This is a genomic window from Streptomyces sp. NPDC101110 (assembly GCF_044759525.1).
Taxonomy (GTDB): Bacteria; Actinomycetota; Actinomycetes; order Streptomycetales; family Streptomycetaceae; genus Streptomyces.
In genome coordinates, this window is the sequence record NZ_JBIVZM010000003.1 from 557,990 (window position 1) to 581,741 (window position 23,752).

Annotated in this window: 22 protein-coding genes; 21 read left to right on the forward strand and 1 reads right to left on the reverse strand. The window is 71.4% G+C overall.

Annotation, left to right across the window (positions count from 1 at the left end; all coding sequences use genetic code 11):
* The first annotated feature begins 49 nt into the window (after positions 1-49).
* From aroC to nusB, 7 genes are all read left to right on the forward strand, one after another.
* Positions 50-1,234, forward strand: a complete 1,185-nt coding sequence (aroC, locus tag ACIQU3_RS08800; RefSeq protein ID WP_403728486.1) for a chorismate synthase — start codon at positions 50-52, stop codon at positions 1,232-1,234.
* Positions 1,231-1,746, forward strand: coding sequence for a shikimate kinase (locus tag ACIQU3_RS08805; RefSeq protein WP_403924062.1), 516 nt, complete (start codon positions 1,231-1,233; stop codon positions 1,744-1,746). The genes aroC and ACIQU3_RS08805 overlap by 4 nt, the downstream gene beginning before the upstream one ends.
* Positions 1,743-2,834: a 3-dehydroquinate synthase gene (aroB, locus tag ACIQU3_RS08810; protein WP_403924064.1), complete on the forward strand. Its 1,092-nt coding sequence runs from the start codon at positions 1,743-1,745 to the stop codon at positions 2,832-2,834. The genes ACIQU3_RS08805 and aroB overlap by 4 nt, the downstream gene beginning before the upstream one ends.
* A 165-nt stretch (positions 2,835-2,999) precedes the next feature.
* Positions 3,000-3,857, forward strand: coding sequence for a Pro-rich N-terminal domain-containing protein (locus ACIQU3_RS08815; RefSeq protein ID WP_403924067.1), 858 nt, complete (start codon positions 3,000-3,002; stop codon positions 3,855-3,857).
* Positions 3,858-4,032: 175 nt separating this feature from the next.
* The gene (locus ACIQU3_RS08820; RefSeq protein ID WP_403728475.1) at positions 4,033-5,148 is read left to right on the forward strand and encodes an aminopeptidase P family protein; all 1,116 of its coding nucleotides are present in this window, start codon (positions 4,033-4,035) and stop codon (positions 5,146-5,148) included.
* A 53-nt stretch (positions 5,149-5,201) separates the two neighbouring features.
* Entirely contained in the window at positions 5,202-5,768 is a 567-nt protein-coding gene (gene efp, locus ACIQU3_RS08825) for an elongation factor P (protein ID WP_030843148.1), read from the forward strand.
* A 2-nt stretch (positions 5,769-5,770) separates the two neighbouring features.
* Complete coding sequence (gene nusB, locus ACIQU3_RS08830; protein ID WP_403728473.1) at positions 5,771-6,205, forward strand: transcription antitermination factor NusB; 435 nt, start codon at positions 5,771-5,773, stop codon at positions 6,203-6,205.
* 175 nt (positions 6,206-6,380) lie between these two features.
* Here nusB and bldD read toward each other — a convergent pair whose 3' ends face one another.
* The gene (bldD, locus tag ACIQU3_RS08835; RefSeq protein WP_020938842.1) at positions 6,381-6,884 is read right to left on the reverse strand and encodes a transcriptional regulator BldD; all 504 of its coding nucleotides are present in this window, start codon (positions 6,882-6,884) and stop codon (positions 6,381-6,383) included.
* A gap of 266 nt (positions 6,885-7,150) precedes the next feature.
* On the opposite strand from bldD, the gene pyrR reads away from it, so the two are divergent.
* From pyrR to ACIQU3_RS08905, 14 genes are all read left to right on the forward strand, one after another.
* Positions 7,151-7,717, forward strand: a complete 567-nt coding sequence (gene pyrR / locus ACIQU3_RS08840) for a bifunctional pyr operon transcriptional regulator/uracil phosphoribosyltransferase PyrR (protein ID WP_366717130.1) — start codon at positions 7,151-7,153, stop codon at positions 7,715-7,717.
* Between the two features lie 100 nt (positions 7,718-7,817).
* Positions 7,818-8,795: an aspartate carbamoyltransferase catalytic subunit gene (locus ACIQU3_RS08845; protein ID WP_358958224.1), complete on the forward strand. Its 978-nt coding sequence runs from the start codon at positions 7,818-7,820 to the stop codon at positions 8,793-8,795.
* Positions 8,796-8,800: 5 nt separating this feature from the next.
* Positions 8,801-10,087, forward strand: a complete 1,287-nt coding sequence (locus tag ACIQU3_RS08850) for a dihydroorotase (RefSeq protein ID WP_403728470.1) — start codon at positions 8,801-8,803, stop codon at positions 10,085-10,087.
* On the forward strand, positions 10,084-10,653 hold the full coding sequence (locus ACIQU3_RS08855; protein ID WP_403728468.1) for a hypothetical protein: 570 nt from the start codon (positions 10,084-10,086) through the stop codon (positions 10,651-10,653). Before ACIQU3_RS08850 ends, ACIQU3_RS08855 begins: the two co-directional genes overlap by 4 nt.
* Positions 10,650-11,792 carry a glutamine-hydrolyzing carbamoyl-phosphate synthase small subunit gene (gene carA, locus ACIQU3_RS08860; protein ID WP_403924070.1) on the forward strand — a complete coding sequence of 381 codons (1,143 nt, stop codon included), beginning with the start codon at positions 10,650-10,652 and terminating at the stop codon, positions 11,790-11,792. The genes ACIQU3_RS08855 and carA overlap by 4 nt, the downstream gene beginning before the upstream one ends.
* Positions 11,785-15,093, forward strand: a complete 3,309-nt coding sequence (gene carB / locus ACIQU3_RS08865) for a carbamoyl-phosphate synthase large subunit (RefSeq protein ID WP_403728462.1) — start codon at positions 11,785-11,787, stop codon at positions 15,091-15,093. Before carA ends, carB begins: the two co-directional genes overlap by 8 nt.
* Before the next feature lie 70 nt (positions 15,094-15,163).
* Positions 15,164-16,270, forward strand: coding sequence for a quinone-dependent dihydroorotate dehydrogenase (locus tag ACIQU3_RS08870; RefSeq protein ID WP_403728460.1), 1,107 nt, complete (start codon positions 15,164-15,166; stop codon positions 16,268-16,270).
* Entirely contained in the window at positions 16,267-17,112 is an 846-nt protein-coding gene (gene pyrF, locus ACIQU3_RS08875; RefSeq protein ID WP_403924073.1) for an orotidine-5'-phosphate decarboxylase, read from the forward strand. The genes ACIQU3_RS08870 and pyrF overlap by 4 nt, the downstream gene beginning before the upstream one ends.
* Before the next feature lie 277 nt (positions 17,113-17,389).
* Positions 17,390-17,713 (forward strand): integration host factor, encoded by a 324-nt coding sequence (locus ACIQU3_RS08880; protein WP_003977346.1) that lies wholly within the window; start codon positions 17,390-17,392, stop codon positions 17,711-17,713.
* A 58-nt stretch (positions 17,714-17,771) separates the two neighbouring features.
* Positions 17,772-18,365, forward strand: coding sequence for a guanylate kinase (gene gmk, locus ACIQU3_RS08885; RefSeq protein ID WP_051814725.1), 594 nt, complete (start codon positions 17,772-17,774; stop codon positions 18,363-18,365).
* A 68-nt stretch (positions 18,366-18,433) separates the two neighbouring features.
* The gene (gene rpoZ, locus ACIQU3_RS08890; protein ID WP_003988945.1) at positions 18,434-18,706 is read left to right on the forward strand and encodes a DNA-directed RNA polymerase subunit omega; all 273 of its coding nucleotides are present in this window, start codon (positions 18,434-18,436) and stop codon (positions 18,704-18,706) included.
* 114 nt (positions 18,707-18,820) lie between these two features.
* Complete coding sequence (gene coaBC / locus ACIQU3_RS08895; RefSeq protein ID WP_403924076.1) at positions 18,821-20,023, forward strand: bifunctional phosphopantothenoylcysteine decarboxylase/phosphopantothenate--cysteine ligase CoaBC; 1,203 nt, start codon at positions 18,821-18,823, stop codon at positions 20,021-20,023.
* Positions 20,024-20,259: 236 nt separating this feature from the next.
* Positions 20,260-21,468, forward strand: coding sequence for a methionine adenosyltransferase (metK, locus tag ACIQU3_RS08900; protein WP_403728453.1), 1,209 nt, complete (start codon positions 20,260-20,262; stop codon positions 21,466-21,468).
* Positions 21,469-21,573: 105 nt separating this feature from the next.
* Positions 21,574-23,739, forward strand: coding sequence for a primosomal protein N' (locus ACIQU3_RS08905; protein ID WP_403924079.1), 2,166 nt, complete (start codon positions 21,574-21,576; stop codon positions 23,737-23,739).
* The last annotated feature ends 13 nt before the right edge of the window (positions 23,740-23,752 follow it).

Consider the following 23,752-nt stretch of genomic DNA (forward strand, 5'->3'; position numbering starts at 1 on the left):
GAGGCGCGTACGCAGGGCAGTACCAGAGCGCGAGCACTGAGGAGCACCGTTGAGCAGGTTGCGCTGGCTGACCGCGGGGGAGTCCCACGGTCCCGCACTCGTGGCGACGCTGGAGGGCCTTCCCGCCGGCGTGCCGATCACCACGGACATGGTGGCGGACCATCTCGCGAGGCGGCGCCTGGGCTATGGACGCGGTGCCCGGATGAAGTTCGAGCGCGACGAGGTCACCTTCCTCGGCGGCGTCCGGCACGGCCTCACCCTCGGTTCCCCGGTCGCGATCATGGTGGGCAACACCGAGTGGCCCAAGTGGGAACAGGTCATGGCCGCCGACCCGGTCGACCCGGAGATCCTCGACGGGCTCGCCCGCAACGCCCCGCTGACCCGGCCGCGCCCCGGCCACGCCGACCTGGCGGGCATGCAGAAGTACGGCTTCGACGAGGCCCGGCCGATCCTGGAGCGCGCCTCCGCGCGTGAGACGGCCGCCCGCGTGGCCCTCGGCGCGGTGGCCCGCTCGTACCTGAAGGAGACCACCGGCGTCGAGATCGTCTCGCACGTGGTGGAGCTGGCCGCGGCGAAGGCGCCGAAGGGCGTGTACCCGAAGCCCGCCGACGTCGAGAAGCTCGACGCGGACCCCGTGCGCTGCCTGGACGCCGACGCGTCGAAGGCGATGGTCGCCGAGATCGACCAGGCCCACAAGGACGGGGACACCCTCGGCGGCGTGGTCGAGATCCTGGCGTACGGCGTGCCCGTCGGCCTCGGTTCGCACGTGCACTGGGACCGCAAGCTGGACGCCCGGCTCGCCGGAGCCCTCATGGGCATCCAGGCGATCAAGGGCGTCGAGATCGGCGACGGTTTCGAACTGGCACGGATTCCCGGCTCCAAGGCACACGACGAGATCGTGAAGACCGACGAGGGCATCCGGCGCACCTCGGGCCGCTCGGGCGGCACCGAGGGCGGTCTGACCACCGGTGAGCTGCTGCGGGTCCGCGCCGCGATGAAGCCGATCGCGACCGTGCCGCGCGCCCTGCAGACGGTGGACGTCACCACCGGCGAGGCGGCGCAGGCCCACCACCAGCGCTCCGACGTGTCCGCGGTCCCGGCCGCCGGCATCGTCGCCGAGGCCATGGTGGCCCTGGTGCTCGCGGACGCGGTCGCCGAGAAGTTCGGCGGCGACTCGGTGGCCGAGACCCGCCGCAACGTCACGTCGTACCTCGACAACCTCGCCATCCGATGAGCGGCCCGCTGGTCGTCCTGGTCGGCCCGATGGGCGTCGGCAAGTCCACCGTCGGGCAGCTGCTGGCCGAGCGGCTCGGCGTCTCCTACCGGGACACCGACGACGACATCGTCGCCGAGCAGGGCCGGACCGTCGCCGAGATCTTCGTCGACGAGGGCGAGCCCGTCTTCCGCGCGATCGAGAAGGCCGCGGTGCGCAGGGCGATCGCCGAGCACGACGGCGTCCTGGCCCTGGGCGGCGGTGCGATCCTCGACGCCGACACGCGCGCACTGCTCGCCGGGCAGCGGGTGGCGTACCTGTCGATGGACGTCGAGGAGGCGGTCAAGCGCACCGGCCTCAACGCGGCCCGCCCGCTGCTCGCGGTCAATCCGCGCAAGCAGTGGCGCGAGCTGATGGAGGCCCGCCGCGACCTGTACGAAGAGGTCGCCACGGCCGTGGTCGCCACCGACGGCCGTACGCCCGACGAGGTCACCGAAGCCGCCCTGGACGCACTGGAGTTGAAGGAAGCATGAGCGAGGCAGTGACGCGGATCCAGGTCGGCGGCACGGCGGGCACCGACCCCTACGAGGTCCTGGTGGGCCGGCAGTTGCTGGGGGAGCTCGGTGCACTGATCGGCGACCGGGCCCAGCGGGTCGCGATCGTCCACCCCGAGGCCCTGGCCGAGACCGGTGAGGCGCTGCGCGCCGACCTGGCCGAGCAGGGCTACGAGGCCATCGCCGTCCAGGTGCCCAACGCCGAGGAGGCCAAGACCGCCGAGGTCGCCGCCTACTGCTGGAAGGCGCTGGGCCAGTCCGGGTTCACGCGCACGGACGTCATCGTCGGCGTCGGCGGCGGCGCGACCACGGACCTCGCCGGGTTCGTGGCCGCCACCTGGCTGCGCGGGGTGCGCTGGATCGCCATCCCGACCACCGTGCTCGCCATGGTGGACGCGGCCGTCGGCGGCAAGACCGGCATCAACACCGCCGAGGGCAAGAACCTCGTCGGCGCCTTCCACCCGCCCGCCGGTGTGCTCTGCGACCTGGCCGCGCTGGACTCCCTGCCGGTCAACGACTACGTCTCCGGGCTCGCGGAGGTCATCAAGGCCGGCTTCATCGCCGACCCCGTGATCCTTGACCTCATCGAGTCCGACCCCCAGGCCGCCCGCACCCCGGCCGGCCCGCACACCGCCGAGCTCATCGAGCGCTCCATCCGGGTCAAGGCCGACGTCGTGTCGTCGGACCTGAAGGAGTCCGGCCTGCGCGAGATCCTCAACTACGGCCACACGCTGGGCCACGCCATCGAGAAGAACGAGCGCTACAAGTGGCGCCACGGCGCGGCGGTCTCCGTCGGCATGCACTTCGCGGCCGAACTGGGCCGCCTGGCGGGCCGGCTGGACGACGCGACGGCCGACCGGCACCGCACGATCCTGGAAGCGGTCGGACTGCCCCTGCACTACCGCTACGACCAGTGGCCCAAGCTGCTGGAGACCATGAAGGTCGACAAGAAGTCCCGCGGCAACCTGCTGCGCTTCATCGTCCTCGACGGTCTGGCCAAGCCCACCGTCCTGGAGGGACCCGACCCGGCCGTGCTGCTCGCCGCGTACGGCGAAGTGGGGCAGTAAGTCCTCCGGCGCGCCATCCGCCCGAAATCGCCTTACGGCGCTGGGCACTTCGGGCCGCCCCCGGCCGTTCACACATCGACGACCGGGGGCGGTACCGTTCGGTGGCACGCGGGTTCCGCCCCCGCTGTCAGCGACCATCGCCTGTACGAGACGGAGTGGCACCGGATGCAGCACGCAGTGGGTTCTCCGCTGCCGCCGCCCCATCAGCCGGGGCACGGACCGGCCACGGGCTGGTCGCCGGCCGCACATCACCCGGGCCCGCAGAACGCGGGCGCCCACCAGGGCTCCGTGCCCGTCCCCCCGCCGCCCCCGGCCCCTGCCCCTGGATATCCGGCGCCCCCGCCCGGACCGGCCTCGGCCACCGCCCCGCCGGCGCCGGAGACCACCGGCCACGTACCGCTGCCACCGGGCGGCCCGGTGGCCATGCCCATGGCTCCGCCCGCCGCGACGGTTCCCGACCCCGCCGGTACGACCCTCGCGGTGCTGCTCATAGGCCCCGCGGGTGCCGGCAAGACCAGCGTGGCCAAGTACTGGGCGGACCACCGCCGGGTCCCCACGGCCCACATCAGCCTCGACGACGTACGCGAGTGGGTCCGCTCCGGCTTCGCCGACCCCCAGTCCGGGTGGAACGACCACTCCGAGGCCCAGTACCGCCTGGCCCGCCGCACCTGCGGCTTCGCCGCGCGCAACTTCCTGGCCAACGGCATCTCGTGCATCCTCGACGACGCGGTCTTCCCCGACCGCCCGGTCGTCGGCCTCGGCGGCTGGAAGCGCCACGTGGGGCCGGGCCTGCTGCCGGTGGTGCTCCTCCCCGGGCTGGACATCGTCCTCGAACGCAACGCGGAGCGCTCGGGCAACCGACGGCTGTCCGACGAGGAGGTCGCCCGCATCCACGGCCGCATGGCCGGCTGGTACGGATCCGGCCTGCCGATCATCGACAACTCCCAGCTGGACGTCCCGGAGACGGCGCGCGTCCTGGACGACGTCCTGGCCAGGTCGATCGCCAGCCCACCCCAGTGGTGAGCGCCCTCAGGTAAGCGCCCTTCAGGGCGCGGGGAACTGCGCCAACCCCCCACCCAGCCGCGGACGGCATACGGCCTCGCACGGCCCTCCTCTCCCGAACGGCACCCGCACCGGGCGCCGCCCACTCAGACGCCCTCAACCGGCGCAAAGCCGGCGGAGCTCATACGCTCGGGGCATGTCAGAGGTGTACGCGGCCCGCCGGACGCGTCTGAGGGACTACTGCAACGCGGGCGGCAGCGCGGCGGCGCTGGTCTCCCGCCCCGCCAATGTGCGCTATCTCGCGGGCGCCGCCCCGCACGGCGCCGTCCTGCTGCTGGGCCGGACCGAGGAACAGGACCTCCTGGTCTGTGCCGGACCGGCGGCCGACCGCCCCACGCAGGAGCGCCCCGACGAAGCCCTGCGCGTCCACACCCTTCCCGGAGCGGACGGCGGTGACCCGGCCGTGGCGGCCGCCCGCCTCGCCGAGGGCCAGAACGCCGACTCCCTCGCCGTGGAGGAGCACCACCTCACCGTGGCCCGGCACCGCGCCCTCGGCTCGGTGGCCCCGACGCTGCGCCTGGCGTGCCTCGGCAGCGCGGTCGAGCAGCTCAGGGTCGTCAAGGACGAGGAGGAGATCTCCAGCCTGCGCATCGGCGCGGAGATCACCGACCAGGCCCTCGGCGAACTGCTGGAGTCGATCCTCGTCGGCCGCACCGAACGCCATCTCGCCCTGGAACTCGAGCGACGACTCGTGGACCACGGGGCGGACGGACCGGCCTTCCCGACCTCCGTGGCCACCGGCCCGAACTCCGGCCGCCCCGGACACCGGCCCACCGACCGCCGGGTCGAGGAGGGCGACTTCCTCTCCGTCTGCCTCGGCGCGACCTACCGCGGCTACCGCTGCGAGATCGGCCGCACCTTCGTCATCGGCACCGCTCCCGCGGACTGGCAGATCGAGCTGTACGACCTCGTCTTCGCCGCCCAGCGGGCCGGGCGTGAGAGCCTCGTGCCCGGCGCCGCCTGCCGGGACGTCGACCACGCCGCCCGCCAGGTCCTGGACTCCGCGGGGTACACGGAGGGCCTCACGGTCCTGACCGGACACGGCGTGGGGCTCGAAATCGACGAGGACCCTCAATTGAGTCCCGCGGCCATGGGTAAACTGGACGCTTGCGTGCCAGTCACCGTCGAACCGGGGGTCCACCTCCCGGGCCGGGGCGGTGTCCGGATCGATGACACGCTCGTCGTCCGCCCCGAGGCGGACGGCGGACCCGAGCTACTCACCATCACGACCAAGGAGCTGCTCGCCCTGTAGCCAGGCAGGTGCGCGCCCCGGGGTCGTACGTCAGTCCAGGAGATTCCGCAACCGTGGCTTCCACGAACGACCTCAAGAACGGCATGGTGCTCAAGCTCGAAGGCGGCCAGCTCTGGTCCGTCGTCGAGTTCCAGCACGTCAAGCCCGGCAAGGGCCCGGCCTTCGTGCGCACCAAGCTCAAGAACGTGCTCTCCGGCAAGGTCGTCGACAAGACCTTCAACGCCGGCGTCAAGGTCGAAACGGCCACCGTCGACAAGCGCGACATGCAGTTCTCCTACATGGACGGCGAGTACTTCGTCTTCATGGACATGGAGACCTACGACCAGCTCCACGTCGACAAGAAGGCCGTCGGTGACGCCGCCAACTTCCTGATCGAGGGCTTCACCGCCACCGTCGCGCAGCACGAGGGCGAGGTGCTCTTCGTCGAGCTGCCCGCCGCCGTCGAGCTCGTCATCCAGGAGACCGAGCCGGGCGTCCAGGGCGACCGCTCCACCGGCGGCACCAAGCCCGCCATCCTGGAGACCGGCCACCAGATCAACGTGCCCCTCTTCATCACCACCGGTGAGAAGATCAAGGTCGACACCCGCACCAGCGACTACCTCGGCCGGGTGAACAGCTAACCGTGGCTGCCCGCAACACGGCCCGTAAGCGCGCCTTCCAGATCCTCTTCGAGGCAGACCAGCGCGGCGCCGAGGTGCTGACCGTCCTCGCGGACTGGGTCCGGCTCTCCCGGGCGGACACCCGGCAGCCGCCGGTCAGCGAGTACACGATGGAGCTGGTCGAGGGCTACGCGAAGCACGCGAAGCGCATCGACGAGCTGATCGCGCAGTACTCCGTGGGCTGGACCCTCGACCGGATGCCCGTCGTCGACCGCAACATCCTGCGGCTCGGCGCCTACGAGCTGATCTGGGTCGACGGGACGCCGGACGCCGTCGTCCTCGACGAGATGGTGCAGCTGGCGAAGGAGTTCTCCACGGACGAGTCGCCCTCGTTCGTGAACGGCCTGCTCGGCCGTCTGAAGGAACTCAAGCCCTCGCTCCGCCGCGACGAGGTCTGAGACGGACCACATGCCGGAGGGCCCGCAGCGTCACCGCTGCGGGCCCTCCGGCGTTCTGGGACGTCTCTCGGCCCGGCGCAGGCCTGTCAGCGCCGCACAACGCCGCCGGGGTGGCCGAGAACCATACGGTTTCGGCCACCCCGGCGGCACGTTTCTGCTGGGACCCGCCCGGCGGTCAGGCGTCCTCGTGGGTCGCCACCGCGCGGCGTGCGTCCGCGTCCAGGACACCCCAGCTGATCAGCTGTTCCGTGAGGACGGACGGCGACTGGTCGTAGATGACGGCCAGGGTGCGCAGGTCGTCCTGGCGGATCGACAGCACCTTGCCGTTGTAGTCACCGCGCTGCGACTGGATCGTGGCCGCGTAGCGCTGGAGTGGACCCGCCTTCTCGGCCGGCACCGTGGCCAGCCGCTCCAGGTCCAGGACCAGCTTCGGCGGCGGCTCGGCGGCCCCGCCCGGGGTCGTGCCCGGAAGCAGTTCCTGCACCGGAACGCCGTAGAAATCCGCCAGCTCGGCAAGACGCTGCACGGTCACGGCACGATCGCCGCGCTCGTACGAACCGACCACGACCGCCTTCCAGCGGCCCTGGGACTTCTCCTCGACACCGTGGAGGGAAAGGCCCTGCTGGGTGCGGATCGCCCGGAGCTTGGCCCCGAGCTGTTTGGCGTATTCGCTGGACATATAGCTCCCCGGCACTGTGTCGACGCGTCTGGCGTGGGTGCCAGGCCGCGCGGCTGGTAACTCACTGTGAGGTTACGCAGCGTTACTCTGCCGCGTCAAGCCGAATGGTCCGCACCGACTCTTCCGTGGTATCGGCCTGCCATTGGGCCGGATGGGTGATCCGGGGGGGCCGTACGGGCGATCTCGGGGACCTGCTACCGTGTATGGCGCAATCTCGACGTCCTTTAAGGTCCGTCCCGTGAGGCGGAGAAGGAGGTCCGTTTCGTATGGACACGCACGACACGCAGTCCGATGCCCGGCCCGTTCTCGAAGGGCCCGACATCGCTCGCGTGCTGACCCGCATCGCCCACGAGATCGTCGAACGTGCCAAGGGCGCCGACGACGTGGTGCTCCTCGGCATCCCGACCCGGGGTGTCTTCCTCGCCCGGCGGATCGCCGACAAGCTCGAGCAGATCACCGAGCGCAAGGTTCCGTGCGGCTCGCTCGACATCACCATGTACCGCGACGACCTGCGCATGCACCCGCCGCGCGCGCTGGCCCGCACCGAGATCCCCGGTGACGGCCTCGACGGCAGGCTCGTCGTCCTCGTCGACGACGTGCTCTTCTCCGGCCGCACCATCCGTGCCGCCCTCGACGCCCTGAACGACCTCGGGCGCCCGCGCGCGGTGCAGCTCGCCGTGCTCGTCGACCGCGGACACCGCGAACTGCCCATCCGCGCCGACTACGTCGGCAAGAACCTCCCCACGTCGTTGCGGGAGACGGTCAAGGTCCAGCTCGCCGAGGAGGACGGTCGCGACACCGTGCTGCTCGGTGCCAAGCCGACCCCGCAGTAGCGCTCCAGGCGTACGCCGCGTCGTACGCCCGCCCGGTTGCGCCCCCGTGCGCCCGTCTGCCCCGATTCTCCCGAATGAACTGCCTTACGGAGCCTGACAGATGCAGCGTCATCTCATCTCGGCCGCCGACCTCACCCGCGACGACGCCGTCCTGATCCTCGACACCGCGGAGGAGATGGCCCGGGTCGCCGACCGGCCGATCAAGAAGCTGCCGACCCTGCGCGGCCGCACGATCGTCAACCTCTTCTTCGAGGACTCCACCCGGACCCGGATCTCCTTCGAGGCCGCCGAGAAGCGGCTGTCCGCGGACGTCATCAACTTCACCGCCAAGGGCTCCAGCGTCTCCAAGGGCGAGTCCCTGAAGGACACCGCCCAGACCCTGGAGGCCATGGGCGTCGACGCCGTGGTCATCCGGCACGGCGCCTCCGGAGCCCCGTACCGCCTCGCCAACTCCGGCTGGATCGACGCGGCCGTGGTCAACGCCGGCGACGGCACCCACCAGCACCCCACCCAGGCCCTGCTGGACGCCTTCACGATGCGCCGCCGCCTGATCGGCCCGGACGCCGGACTCGGCCGGGACCTCGAGGGCAAGCGCATCACGCTCGTCGGCGACGTCCTGCACAGCCGGGTCGCCCGTTCCAACGTCGATCTGCTGCACACCCTCGGCGCCGAGGTCACCCTCGTCGCCCCGCCGACCCTGCTGCCGGTCGGCATCGAGACCTGGCCCTGCGAGGTCTCCTACGACCTCGACAGCACGCTGCCCAAGTCCGACGCGGTGATGATGCTGCGCGTCCAGCGCGAGCGCATGAACGCCGCGTTCTTCCCCACCGAGCGCGAGTACTCCCGGCGCTACGGCCTCGACGGCGACCGCATGGCCCGGATGCCCGAGCACGCCATCGTGATGCACCCCGGCCCGATGGTCCGCGGCATGGAGATCACCGCCGAGGTCGCCGACTCCGACCGCTGCACCGTCGTCGAGCAGGTCGCAAATGGAGTCTCCATCCGGATGGCCGTCCTGTACCTGCTGCTCGGTGGGAACGAACCCGCCGTCACCCACCCCCGCACCGAGGAGAAGTAAGACAGATGAGCAAGACCCTGATCCGTGGTGCCAAGGTGCTGGGCGGCACGCCGCAGGACGTGCTGATCGAGGGGGAGACCGTCGCCGAGGTGGGCGGCGGGCTGTCCGCCGAGGGCGCGGAGGTCGTCGAGGCCGACGGCAAGGTGCTGCTGCCGGGCCTGGTCGACCTGCACACCCACCTGCGCGAGCCCGGCCGCGAGGACTCCGAGACCGTCCTCACCGGCACCCGCGCCGCCGCTTCCGGCGGCTTCACCACGGTCTTCGCCATGGCCAACACCTTCCCGGTCGCCGACACCGCCGGTGTCGTCGAACAGGTCTGGCGGCTCGGCAAGGAGCACGGCTACTGCGACGTCCAGCCCATCGGCGCCGTCACCGTGGGCCTGGAAGGCAGGAAGCTGGCCGAACTGGGCGCCATGCACGAGTCCGCCGCCGGTGTCACCGTCTTCTCCGACGACGGCAAGTGCGTCCACGACGCCGTGATCATGCGACGGGCCCTCGAGTACGTGAAGGCCTTCGGCGGTGTCGTCGCGCAGCACGCCCAGGAGCCGCGGCTGACCGAGGGCGCCGAGATGAACGAGGGCATCGTCTCCGCCGAGCTGGGTCTCGGCGGCTGGCCCGCGGTGGCCGAAGAATCGATCATCGCCCGGGATGTCCTGCTCGCCGACCACGTCGGCTCCCGCGTCCACATCTGCCACCTGTCGACCGCCGGCTCCGTGGAGATCGTCCGCTGGGCCAAGTCCCGCGGCATCCAGGTCACCGCCGAGGTCACCCCGCACCACCTCCTCCTCACGGATGAGCTGGTCCGCACCTACAACCCCGTCTACAAGGTCAACCCGCCGCTGCGCACCGAGCGCGACGTCATGGCCCTGCGCGAGGCGCTCGCCGACGGCACGATCGACATCGTCGCCACCGACCACGCCCCGCACCCGCACGAGGACAAGGACTGCGAGTGGGCCGCGGCCGCCATGGGCATGGTCGGCCTGGAGACCGCGCTGTCAGTGGTGCAGGAGACGATGGTGGACACGGGCCTGCTGGACTGGGCCGGCGTAGCCGACCGGATGTCCGTCAAGCCCGCGCAGATCGGACAGGCCACGGGCCACGGCCGTCCCGTCTCGGCAGGTGAGCCCGCCAACCTCACCCTGGTCGACACGGCATACCGTGGGCTCGTGGAACCCGCGGGCTTCGCCTCGCGCAGCCGCAACACCCCCTACGAGGGGCGTGAGCTGCCGGGCCGTGTGACGCACACGTGGCTGCGGGGCAAGGCCACGCTCGTCGACGGGAAGCTCACGTGACACCTGTACTCCTGCTCGCCGCCGAGAAGGAATCGGCGCAAGTGACCGACTGGGCCGCCCGCATCGGCTGGGTCGTCGGCCTCGCCCTGTTCGTCGCGCTCGTCTACTGGCTGATGCGCGAGGGCTGGAAGTGGCGCGGCACCCTCCAGGGCGACCTGCCCGAGCTGCCCGCCACCCCGGACGAGCCGGGCCCGGCGCGCCTGACCATGAGCGGCCGCTACCACGGCTCCACCACCGCCGGGCAGTGGCTCGACCGCATCGTCGCGCACGGCCTGGGCACCCGCAGCAGGGCCGAGCTGACCCTGACGGACGCCGGCCTCGACGTCGTACGCCCCGGCGCGGACGACTTCTTCGTCCCGGCCGCTGCCCTGCGCGAGGCCCGCCTCGACAAGGGCATCGCCGGCAAGGTGCTCGCCGAGGGCGGCCTGCTCGTCGTCACCTGGGAGCACGGCGACCGGCTGATCGACTCCGGCTTCCGCTCCGACCACGCCGCCGAGCACCACGAGTGGGTCGCGGCCCTCACCTCGATGATCGAAACGCACAGCAAGGAAGGCGCCGAACGATGACCACCTCCACCAGGGGAGCCGCCAGGACTCCCGCCGTACTCGTCCTGGAGGACGGCCGGGTCTTCCGCGGTCGCGCCTACGGGGCCGTGGGGGAGACCTTCGGCGAAGCGGTGTTCTCCACCGGCATGACCGGCTACCAGGAGTCCCTCACCGACCCCTCCTACCACCGCCAGGTGGTCGTGATGACCGCCCCGCACGTCGGCAACACCGGCGTCAACGACGAGGACATGGAGTCCAGGAAGATCTGGGTCTCCGGCTACGTCGTGCGCGACCCCGCGCGCGTGCCGTCCAACTGGCGCTCCCGGCGCACGCTGGACGAGGAACTGGACGCCCAGGGCGTCGTCGGCATCAGCGGCATCGACACCCGCGCCCTCACCCGCCACCTGCGCGAGCGCGGCGCGATGCGCGTCGGCATCTTCAGCGGCGACGCCGTGAGGGACGACGCCGCACTGCTGGCCCGCGTCCAGGAAGCCCCCCAGATGAAGGGCGCGAACCTCTCCGCCGAGGTCGCCACCACCGAGCCGTACGTCGTCCCGGCCATCGGCGAGAAGAAGTTCACCGTCGCCGCCGTCGACCTCGGCATCAAGGGCATGACCCCGCACCGTATGGCCGAGCGCGGCATCGAGGTGCACGTCCTCCCGGCGACCGCCACCGTCGAGGACATCTACGCGGTGAACCCGGACGGCGTGTTCTTCTCCAACGGCCCGGGCGACCCGGCCACCGCCGACCACCCCGTCTCCGTGATGCAGGGCGTCCTGGAGCGCGGCACCCCGCTGTTCGGCATCTGCTTCGGCAACCAGATCCTGGGCCGCGCGCTCGGCTTCGGCACCTTCAAGCTGAAGTACGGCCACCGCGGCATCAACCAGCCGGTGCAGGACCGCACGACCGGCAAGGTCGAGGTCACCGCGCACAACCACGGCTTCGCCGTCGACGCCCCGCTCGAGAAGGTCTCCGAGACCCCGTTCGGCCGCGCCGAGGTGTCCCACGTCTGCCTGAACGACAACGTGGTGGAGGGGCTCCAACTCCTCGACCGCCCCGCCTTCAGCGTCCAGTACCACCCCGAAGCGGCAGCCGGTCCGCACGACGCCGCCTACCTGTTCGACCGCTTCGTATCCCTGATGGAGGGCCAGCGTGCCTAAGCGCACCGATATCCAGTCCGTCCTGGTCATCGGCTCCGGCCCGATCGTCATCGGCCAGGCCGCCGAGTTCGACTACTCCGGCACCCAGGCGTGCCGCGTCCTCAAGGCCGAGGGCCTGCGGGTCGTCCTGGTGAACTCCAACCCGGCGACGATCATGACCGACCCGGAGATCGCCGACGCCACCTACGTCGAGCCGATCACCCCCGAGTTCGTCGAGAAGATCATCGCCAAGGAGCGCCCCGACGCGCTGCTGCCCACCCTGGGCGGCCAGACGGCCCTCAACACGGCCATCTCGCTGCACGAGGCGGGCACCCTCGACAAGTACGGCGTCGAACTGATCGGCGCCAACGTCGAGGCCATCAACAAGGGCGAGGACCGCGACCTCTTCAAGGAGGTCGTCGAGGCCGTACGCCAGAAGATCGGACACGGCGAGTCCGCCCGCTCGGTCATCTGCCACTCCATGGACGACGTCATCGCCGGCGTCGACACGCTCGGCGGCTACCCCGTCGTCGTCCGCCCCTCCTTCACCATGGGCGGCGCCGGCTCCGGTTTCGCCCACGACGAGGAGGAACTGCGCCGCATCGCCGGTCAGGGCCTCACGCTCTCCCCGACCACCGAGGTGCTCCTGGAGGAGTCCATCCTCGGCTGGAAGGAATACGAGCTGGAGCTGATGCGCGACAAGCACGACAACGTCGTGGTCGTCTGCTCCATCGAGAACTTCGACCCCATGGGCGTCCACACCGGTGACTCGATCACCGTCGCGCCCGCGATGACGCTCACCGACCGCGAGTACCAGACCCTGCGCGACATCGGCATCGCCGTGATCCGCGAGGTCGGTGTCGACACCGGCGGCTGCAACATCCAGTTCGCGGTGAACCCCGAGGACGGCCGGGTCATCGTCATCGAGATGAACCCGCGCGTCTCCCGCTCCTCGGCGCTGGCCTCCAAGGCGACCGGCTTCCCGATCGCCAAGATCGCCGCGAAGCTCGCCGTCGGCTACACCCTCGACGAGATCCCGAACGACATCACGCAGGAGACCCCGGCCTCCTTCGAGCCGACGCTCGACTACGTGGTCGTGAAGGCCCCGCGGTTCGCCTTCGAAAAGTTCCCGAGCGCCGACAGCACGCTGACCACCACCATGAAGTCGGTCGGCGAGGCCATGGCCATCGGCCGCAACTTCACCGAGGCCTTCCAGAAGGCACTGCGCTCACTGGAGAAGAAGGGCAGCCAGTTCACCTTCGTCGGCGAGCCCGGCGACAAGGACCAGCTGCTGCGCGACTCCGTCCGCCCCACCGACGGCCGCATCAACACCGTCATGCAGGCCATCCGCGCCGGCGCCACACCCGAGGAGATCTTCGAGTACACGAAGATCGACCCCTGGTTCGTCGACCAGCTCTTCCTCATCAAGGAGCTCGCCGACGAGCTGGCCGAGGCTCCCGAGCTGACCGCCGACCTGCTCGCCGAGGCCAAGCGGCACGGCTTCTCCGACCAGCAGATCGGCGAGATCCGCGGCCTGCGCGAGGACGTCGTCCGCGAGGTCCGGCACGCCCTCGGCATCCGCCCCGTCTACAAGACGGTCGACACCTGCGCCGCCGAGTTCGCCGCGAAGACGCCGTACTTCTACTCCTCCTACGACGAGGAGACGGAGGTCGCCTCCCGCGAGAAGCCGGCCGTCATCATCCTCGGCTCCGGCCCGAACCGCATCGGCCAGGGAATCGAGTTCGACTACTCCTGCGTCCACGCCTCCTTCGCACTGAGTGACGCGGGCTACGAGACCGTGATGGTCAACTGCAACCCGGAGACCGTCTCCACGGACTACGACACCTCCGACCGCCTGTACTTCGAGCCGCTGACGCTCGAGGACGTGCTGGAGATCGTGCACGCCGAGCAGCAGGCCGGGCCGGTCGCGGGCGTCGTCGTCCAGCTCGGCGGCCAGACCCCGCTGGGTCTGTCGCAGGCGCTCAAGGACAACGGCGTGCCGATCGTCGGCACCTCCCCGGAGGCCATCCACGCGGCCGAGGACCGCGGCGCCTTCGGCCGGGTCCTCAAGGAGGCGGGCCTGCCCGCCCCCAAGCACGGCACGGCCACGACCTTCTCCGAGGCCAAGGCCATCGCCGACGAGATCGGCTACCCGGTCCTGGTCCGCCCGTCCTACGTCCTCGGCGGACGCGGCATGGAGATCGTCTACGACGAGACGCGCCTGGAGGCGTACATCGCCGAGTCGACCGAGATCAGCCCCTCCCGGCCGGTCCTCGTCGACCGCTTCCTCGACGACGCCATCGAGATCGACGTCGACGCCCTCTACGACGGCGAGGAGCTCTATCTCGGCGGCGTCATGGAGCACATCGAGGAGGCCGGCATCCACTCCGGCGACTCGGCGTGCGCCCTGCCCCCGATCACCCTCGGCGGCTTCGACATCAAGCGCCTGCGCGCCTCCACGGAGGGCATCGCCAAGGGTGTCGGGGTCCGCGGCCTGATCAACATCCAGTTCGCGCTCGCGGGCGACATCCTCTACGTCCTGGAGGCCAACCCGCGCGCCTCGCGCACCGTCCCCTTCACCTCGAAGGCGACGGCGGTGCCGCTGGCCAAGGCCGCCGCCCGCATCTCGCTCGGCGCCACCATCGCCGAGCTGCGCGCCGAGGGCCTCCTCCCGGCCACCGGCGACGGCGGAGAGCTGCCGTTCGACGCGCCGATCTCCGTCAAGGAGGCCGTCATGCCGTGGTCGCGTTTCCGCGACATCCACGGCCGCGGCGTCGACACGGTCCTCGGCCCGGAGATGCGCTCGACCGGCGAGGTCATGGGCATCGACTCCGTCTTCGGCACGGCCTACGCCAAGTCGCAGGCCGGCGCCTACGGGCCGCTGCCCACCAAGGGCCGCGCGTTCATCTCGGTGGCCAACCGCGACAAGCGTTCGATGATCTTCCCGGCCCGTGAGCTCGTCGCGCACGGCTTCGAGCTGCTCGCCACGTCCGGCACCGCCGAGGTGCTCAAGCGCAACGGCATCAACGCCACCATCGTGCGCAAGCAGTCCGAGGGCACCGGCCCCAACGGCGAGAAGACCATCGTCCAGCTCATCCACGACGGCGAGGTCGACCTCATCGTCAACACCCCGTACGGCACCGGAGGCCGCCTCGACGGCTACGACATCCGTACGGCGGCCGTGGCACGCTCCGTGCCCTGCCTGACGACGGTCCAGGCCCTCGCGGCGGCGGTCCAGGGCATCGACGCCCTCAACCGCGGCGACGTGAGCGTCCGATCGCTCCAGGAACACGCCGAGCACCTGACCGCGGCCCGCGACTAGCAGCCCCGAGGGGGACACCGGAAACGGTGTCCCCCTCTTCGTGAGGACGCCACGTCCTCGTGAGGACACCATGTACAAGATCTTCTTCCGTCTCGTCTTCAAGCGGCTGGACCCTGAGCAGGCTCACCACCTGGCCTTCCGCTGGATCCGCCTGGCCGCCCGCGTGCCCGTGCTGCGCACCTTCCTCGCGGCCGCCCTCGCGCCCCGTTACAAGGAGCTGCGCACCGAGGCCCTCGGGCTGCGCATGCACGGCCCCTTCGGGCTCGCGGCCGGCTTCGACAAGAACGCCGTCGGCATCGACGGCATGGCCATGCTCGGTTTCGACCACGTCGAGATCGGCACGGTCACCGGCGAGCCCCAGCCCGGCAACCCCAAGCAGCGGCTGTTCCGCCTCGTCGCGGACCGCGCCCTGATCAACCGGATGGGCTTCAACAACGACGGCTCGCTGCGCGTCGCCGCCCGCCTGGCCTCCCGCACGCCGGTCTTCAAGCCGGTCGTCGGCGTCAACATCGGCAAGACCAAGGTCGTCCCCGAGGAGGAGGCCGTCGCGGACTACGTGAAGTCCGCCGAGCGGCTCGCCCCCTACGCCGACTACCTGGTCGTCAACGTCTCCTCGCCGAACACGCCCGGCCTGCGCAACCTCCAGGCCACCGAGGCCCTGCGCCCGCTGCTGAGCGCCGTCCGCGAGGCCGCGGACCGCACGGTGCCCGCCCGCCACGTCCCGCTCCTGGTCAAGATCGCGCCGGACCTCGCCGACGAGGACGTCGACGCCGTCGCCGACCTCGCCGTGGAACTCGGCTTGGACGGCATCATCGCCACCAACACCACCATCGCGCGCGAGGGACTCGGCCTGAAGTCCGGCCCCGCCCTGGTCAAGGAGACCGGCGGGCTGTCCGGGGCCCCCCTGAAGGAACGCTCCCTGGAGGTCCTGCGCCGCCTCTACGCGCGCGTGGGCGACCGGATCACCCTGGTGGGCGTCGGCGGCATCGAGAACGCCGAGGACGCCTGGCAGCGCATCCTGGCCGGTGCCACGCTGGTCCAGGGCTACAGCGCCTTCATCTACGAGGGGCCCTTCTGGGGCCGCGCGATCCACAAGGGGCTCGCCGCACGCCTGGCCGCCAGCCCCTACGCCACGCTCGCCGACGCGGTGGGCGCCGACGTGAGGAAGACGGCATGAGTGGTCTCGAACCCTTCGGCACACGCCTGCGCCGGGCCATGGACGAGCGCGGTCCGCTATGCGTCGGCATCGACCCGCACGCCTCCCTGCTCGCCGAGTGGGGCCTGAACGACGACGTGGCGGGCCTGGAGCGGTTCAGCCGCACGGTCGTCGAGGCCGTCGCCGACCGGGTCGCCGTGCTCAAGCCGCAGAGCGCGTTCTTCGAGCGGTTCGGCTCGCGCGGTGTCGCCGTGCTGGAGAAGTCGGTCGCCGAGGCCCGGGCGGCGGGCGCGCTGGTCGTGATGGACGCCAAGCGCGGCGACATCGGCTCGACCATGGCCGCCTACGCCGAGTCCTTCCTGCACAAGGACGCACCGCTGTTCTCCGACGCTCTGACGGTCTCGCCGTACCTCGGCTACGGATCGCTCAGCCCGGCCGTCGCGCTGGCCCGGGAGAGCGGCGCAGGACTGTTCGTGCTGGCGCTGACCTCGAACCCGGAGGGCGGCGAGGTCCAGCACGCGGTGCGGGCCGACGGCCGGAGCGTCGGAGCGACGATGCTGGCGCACCTCGCGGCCGAGAACGCGGGGGAGGAGCCGCTGGGGTCCTTCGGCGCGGTCGTCGGCGCCACCCTCGGTGATCTGTCGTCGTACGACCTGGACATCCACGGACCCCTCCTGGCGCCCGGCATCGGTGCCCAGGGCGCCACACCGGCCGATCTTCCAGGGGTCTTCGGCACGGCGGTGGGCAACGTGGTGCCGAACGTCAGCCGCGGAGTGCTACGCCACGGTCCCGACGCGGTCGCTCTGCGTGACGCCGCGGACCGCTTCGCACAGGAGATCCGCCAGGCCGTGACGTCCTCGTGAGGCGGTCGGGACCCTCCGGTGAGACCTCCGATGAGTGGTCCGGGGCCGGCTTGAGTCTGAATACATCCTCAAATCCGGGGCAGTATGTCCTAAATGTCCGTTCAGATGAAGGCTGACCAGGACTTTTCCGCTGTTCTCAATGACTCCGGCGGACTTGCCCGCTAGTCTCCGACGAGAGAACGGGCAAGCGTGTGTTGCTCGTGGCTCCCCAGGTGTGGGGCGACTAGGTTCCTCACCGGTCCGTATCCGACAGTTCGACATCCGAGGTGACGTAGGCGTGGCTCTTCCGCCCCTTACCCCTGAACAGCGCGCAGCCGCGCTCGAAAAGGCCGCCGCGGCTCGCCGGGAGCGGGCCGAGGTCAAGAATCGACTCAAGCACTCCGGCGCCTCCCTTCACGAGGTCATCAAGCAGGGCCAGGAGAACGACGTCATCGGCAAGATGAAGGTCTCCGCCCTCCTCGAGTCGCTGCCGGGCGTGGGCAAGGTCCGCGCCAAGCAGATCATGGAGCGACTCGGCATCTCCGAGAGCCGCCGCGTGCGTGGCCTCGGTTCCAACCAGATCGCCTCCCTGGAGCGCGAGTTCGGCAGCACCGGCTCCTGAACCGGGCAGTCCGGGGAAGCGAGTCCCGGGCACTCCGCGATTGCTGGATAATCGCTGCATGGCTGCAACACCCCGGGGGACGTCCCCCGTACCCCCGGACGTACGTCCGCGGCTGACCGTGCTCTCCGGCCCCTCCGGGGTCGGCAAGAGCACGGTCGTCGCCCATATGCGCAAGGAACACCCCGAGGTCTGGCTCTCCGTGTCGGCCACGACCCGCAAGCCCCGCCCCGGCGAGCAGCACGGAGTCCACTACTTCTTCGTCTCCGACGACGAGATGGACAAGCTCATCGCCAACGGGGAGCTGCTGGAGTGGGCCGAGTTCGCCGGCAACCGCTACGGCACGCCTCGAGCGGCCGTGCAGGAGCGTCTGGAGAACGGCGAGCCCGTCCTCCTCGAGATCGACCTTCAGGGCGCCAGGCTGGTCCGCGAGTCGATGCCCGAGGCCCAGCTGGTGTTCCTGGCTCCCCCCTCCTGGGAGGAGCTCGTGCGCAGGCTCACCGGGCGGGGCACCGAACCGCCCGAGGTGATCGAGCGCCGGCTCGATGCGGCGAAGATCGAACTCGCGGCGGAGCCGGAGTTCGACACCACCCTGGTCAACACCTCCGTCGAGGACGTGGCGCGCGAGCTGCTAGCCTTGATGGACGTCGTGTGACCATCGCTGATCATTCCGGTCGGCCGATCACCCCGACAGAATCTTTCCCATCCATCGGAAGGTAGAGCGTGTCCTCTTCCATCTCCGCGCCCGAGGGCATCATCAACCCGCCGATCGACGAGCTCCTCGAGGCCACCGACTCGAAGTACAGCCTCGTGATCTACGCGGCCAAGCGTGCCCGCCAGATCAACGCGTACTACTCGCAGCTCGGCGAGGGTCTCCTCGAGTACGTCGGTCCTCTCGTCGACACCCACGTCCACGAGAAGCCGCTCTCGATCGCCCTCCGCGAGATCAACGCGGGGCTCCTGACGTCCGAGGCCGTCGAGGGCCCGGCGCAGTAAGTAGGATTTACAGCTTGACGCTGACTTATCCACAGGCCCGGCAGGCCGACTGCCGGGCCTGTGGTGTGTCATGGAGTCGTACGGTGTGCCGGTTGCCGAGGTCCGGGGAGAGACGTGGACAAGCCGAAGGTCGTTCTGGGGGTCAGCGGTGGCATCGCCGCGTACAAGGCCTGTGAGCTGCTGCGGCGGCTGACGGAGTCGGGCCACGACGTGCGCGTGGTACCCACGGCCTCCGCGCTGCACTTCGTCGGCGCCGCCACCTGGTCCGCGCTGTCCGGCAACCCGGTCTCCACCGAGGTGTGGGACGACGTGCACGAGGTCCCCCACGTCCGCATCGGTCAGCACGCCGACCTGGTCGTCGTCGCCCCCGCCACCGCCGACATGCTCGCCAAGGCCGCCCACGGCCTCGCCGACGACCTCCTGACCAACACGCTGCTCACCGCCCGCTGCCCGGTGGTCTTCGCCCCCGCCATGCACACGGAGATGTGGGAGCACCCGGCCACCCAGGAGAACGTGGCGACGCTGCGTCGCCGCGGCGCCCTCGTCATCGAGCCTGCCGTGGGCCGCCTCACCGGCGTCGACACCGGCAAGGGCCGGCTGCCCGACCCGGGCGAGATCTTCGAGGTCTGCCGCCGCGTGCTGGCCCGGGGCGTCACCGAGCCCGACCTCACGGGTCGGCACGTCGTCGTCAGCGCCGGTGGCACCCGCGAGCCCCTCGACCCCGTCCGCTTCCTCGGCAACCGCTCCTCCGGCAAGCAGGGCTACGCCCTCGCCCGCACCGCCGCCGCCCGCGGCGCCCGCGTCACGCTGATAGCGGCCAACAGCACCCTGCCGGCCCCGGCGGGCGTCGACGTCGTGCAGGTCGGCACCGCCGTGGAACTGCGCGAGGCCGTGCTGCGTGCCGCTCCCGACGCCGACGCCGTGGTGATGGCGGCGGCCGTGGCGGACTTCCGCCCCGCGGCGTACGCGGCCGGGAAGATCAAGAAGAAGGACGGCCAGGAGCCGGAGCCGATCATCCTGGTGCGGAATCCGGACGTCCTCGCGGAGATCTCAGCGGACCGGGCGCGCGCCGGACAGGTGATCGTCGGCTTCGCCGCGGAGACCGACGACGTCCTCGCCAACGGCCGCGCCAAACTCAAGCGCAAGGGCTGCGATCTGCTCGTGGTGAACGAGGTGGGCGAGCGCAAGACCTTCGGCTCCGAGGAGAACGAGGCGGTCGTACTCGGCGCCGACGGCAGCGAGACCGCAGTGGCGCACGGGCCCAAGGAAACCCTGGCCGAGACCGTCTGGGACCTGGTGGCCGAGCGCCTGCGCTGATGTCCGACTGACCCGGACCCGCTCGAAAACGGGTGGAACCGGGCGTGGCGCCTCTGGCCAATGCAGCTCGCCATTGGGCAGAATGCCCGTGCCGCAGGTCACAGCACTCCCGAGTGGCGAGACAGGGGGACCGTGGCCGAAGCGTGACCCGTAAACTGTTCCACGGACGGCGCCGGGTGCAGCCCCCGCCGTCCGCCAATGATCAGCCAGCAGCCGCTGCAACCTCAGGGAGCGTTGTGTCCCGTCGCCTTTTCACCTCGGAGTCCGTGACCGAGGGTCACCCCGACAAGATCGCTGACCAGATCAGCGACACCATCCTCGACGCGCTCCTGCGCGAGGACCCGTCCTCCCGGGTCGCCGTCGAGACCCTGATCACGACCGGCCTGGTGCACGTGGCCGGCGAGGTCACGACCAAGACGTACGCGGACATCGCGACGCTGGTCCGGAACAAGATCCTCGAAATCGGCTATGACTCCTCCAAGAAGGGCTTCGACGGCGCGTCCTGCGGCGTGTCGGTGTCCATCGGTGCGCAGTCCCCGGACATCGCCCAGGGCGTGGACACGGCCTACGAGAAGCGCGTCGAGGGCGACGAGGACGAGCTCGACAAGCAGGGCGCCGGCGACCAGGGCCTGATGTTCGGCTACGCGACGGACGAGACGCCGACGCTGATGCCGCTGCCGATCTTCCTGGCGCACCGCCTGTCGAAGCGTCTGTCCGACGTGCGCAAGAACGGCACCATCCCCTACCTGCGCCCGGACGGCAAGACCCAGGTCACCATCGAGTACGACGGCGACAAGGCGGTCCGTCTGGACACCGTCGTGGTCTCCTCGCAGCACGCCTCCGACATCGACCTGGACTCGCTGCTTGCTCCGGACATCAAGGAGTTCGTGGTCGAGCCCGAGCTGAAGGCCCTGCTGGACGACGGCATCAAGCTCGACACAGAGAACTACCGTCTCCTGGTCAACCCCACCGGCCGCTTCGAGATCGGTGGTCCGATGGGTGACGCCGGCCTGACCGGCCGCAAGATCATCATCGACACCTACGGCGGCATGGCCCGCCACGGTGGCGGTGCCTTCTCCGGCAAGGACCCGTCCAAGGTCGACCGCTCCGCGGCGTACGCGATGCGCTGGGTCGCCAAGAACGTGGTCGCCGCCGGTCTCGCCACCCGCTGCGAGGTCCAGGTCGCGTACGCGATCGGCAAGGCCGAGCCGGTGGGTCTGTTCGTCGAGACCTTCGGCACCGCCAAGGTCGAGACGGAGAAGATCGAGAAGGCGATCGACGAGGTCTTCGACCTCCGCCCGGCCGCCATCATCCGCGACCTCGACCTGCTCCGCCCGATCTACTCCCAGACCGCGGCATACGGCCACTTCGGCCGCGAGCTCCCCGACTTCACGTGGGAGCGGACGGACCGCGTGGACGCGCTGCGCAAGGCGGCGGGGGCGTAAGTCCCCGGATATGAAGCCCGGCCTCTTACGGGGCCGGGCTTCGCCGTGTCCGGGCCTCCTCCCGGGCACCCCCGTTTGTCAGTGGTGTTTGGTAAGAATGCAAGCGTGAGCAGCGAGAACGAACAGGCGGGGCGGGGGGCGGAGGGTGCGCCGCCCGAGCAGCTCGCGCTCATCCGGGACAGTGTGCGCAAGGCCGGCACCCCCCGGGCCAAGCCGCGGACCTGGCGGGGGGCCGCGCTCGCCAAGGAGCTGCCCGTCGCGCGTGTCCTGGTCGACAAGGGCGTGCTCCACCTCGACCGGTACTTCGACTACGCCGTGCCCGAGGAGCTGGACGCGGACGCCCAGCCGGGCGTGCGGGTGCGCGTCCGGTTCGGGGCCGGTCGGCATCGTGTGCGCGAGGGGCGGCGCGAGGGCGGCGGGCTGATCGACGGCTACCTCGTCGAGCGGCTGGCCACGTCCGACTACTCCGGGCCGCTGGCCGCCCTCGCCCAGGTCGTGTCGCCCGAGCGGGTGCTCAGCGGGGAGCTGCTGGGGCTGGCCCGGGCGGTCGCCGACCGCTACGCGGGCAGTCTCGCCGACGTCCTGCAGCTCGCCGTCCCGCCGCGCAACGCCCGCGCCGAGCAGCGGCCCTCACCCGACCCGCTGCCCCCGCCCCCGGCCCCCGGGGCGGGCTCCTGGCAGCGCTACGAGCGGGGTACGGCCTTCCTGGAGTCCCTGGCCTCCGGCGGGGCGCCCCGGGCCGTGTGGAACGCGTTGCCCGGGCCGCAGTGGGGCGAGGAGCTGGCCCGGGCCGTCGCCGCGACTCTGGCCTCCGGGCGCGGGGCGCTCGCCGTCCTGCCCGACGGGCGGGCGGTCGCCCGGGTCGACGCGGCCCTGACCTCCCTGCTGGGGGAGGGGCGGCACGCGGTGCTCACCGCGGACGCCGGCCCCGAGAAGCGGTACGCGCAGTGGCTCGCGGTGCGGCGCGGCTGCGTGCGGGCCGTGATCGGGACCAGGGCGGCCATGTTCGCGCCGGTCCAGGACCTCGGTCTGGTCGCCCTCTGGGACGACGGCGACGACAGCCACAGCGAACAGCACGCCCCGCAGCCGCACGCCCGCGAGGTGCTCCTGCTGCGCGCCGCCCAGGACAAGTGCGGCTTCCTGCTGGGGAGCTGGGGCTGCACGGTGGAGGCCGCGCAGCTCGTCGAGAGCGGCTGGGCGCGGCCGCTCGTCGCGGGGCGGGAGCAGGTGCGGCAGGCGGCCCCGCTCGTGAGGACCGTAGGGGACCAGGATCTCGCCCGGGACGAGGCCGCCCGGGCCGCCCGGCTGCCGACCCTCGCCTGGCAGGCCGTCAGGGACGGTCTGCGGACCGGCCCGGTGCTGGTGCAGGTGCCCCGCAGGGGGTACGTGCCGCGCATGGCCTGTGCCGACTGCCGGGCGCCCGCCCGCTGCCGGCACTGCTCCGGGCCGCTGGAGGCGCCGGACGGCGGTGCCCTGAACTGCGGGTGGTGCGGGCGCGAGGAGAGCGGCTGGCACTGCCCGGACTGCGGGTCCTTCCGGCTGCGTGCCTCGGTCGTCGGGGCGCGGCGGACCGCCGAGGAACTGGGCCGGGCCTTCCCCGCCGTACCCGTGCGCACCTCGGGGCGCGAACACGTGCTCGACACCGTGCCGGGGGCGCCAGCGCTGGTGGTGAGCACGCCGGGAGCCGAGCCGGTCGCCGAGGGCGGGTACGCGGCGGCGCTGCTGCTCGACGGGTGGGCCATGCTCGGCCGGCCCGACCTGCGGGCCGGGGAGGACGCGCTGCGGCGGTGGATCGCGGCCGCGTCCCTCGTCCGGCCCCAGTCGGCCGGCGGCACGGTGGTGGTCGTGGCCGAGCCGACGCTGCGGCCCGTGCAGGCGCTCGTCCGCTGGGATCCCGTCGGTCACGCGGTGCGGGAACTCTCCGAGCGGGCCGAGCTGGGCTTTCCACCGGTGTCGCGGATGGCGGCCGTGTCGGGTCCGCCGGAGGCGGTGGCCGATTTCCTCCGTGCTGCCGAACTTCCGCCCGAGGCCGAAGTGTTGGGGCCGGTGCCGCTGCCCGTGACCGGTGCCGGGCGACCCCGGCGGACGGGGGCGCCACCGCCCGGGGAGCAGTGGGAGCGGGCGCTGCTGCGGGTGCCGCCGGGCAGGGGCGCCGCGCTGGCGGCGGCGCTCAAGGCCGCGCAGGCCGCGCGGATGGCCCGGGGGAGCGGCGGGGGAGCCGGAAGCGGGGCCGGGGTCTGGGTGCGGATCGACCCGGCCGACATCGGGTGAGCGGACGTCGGAG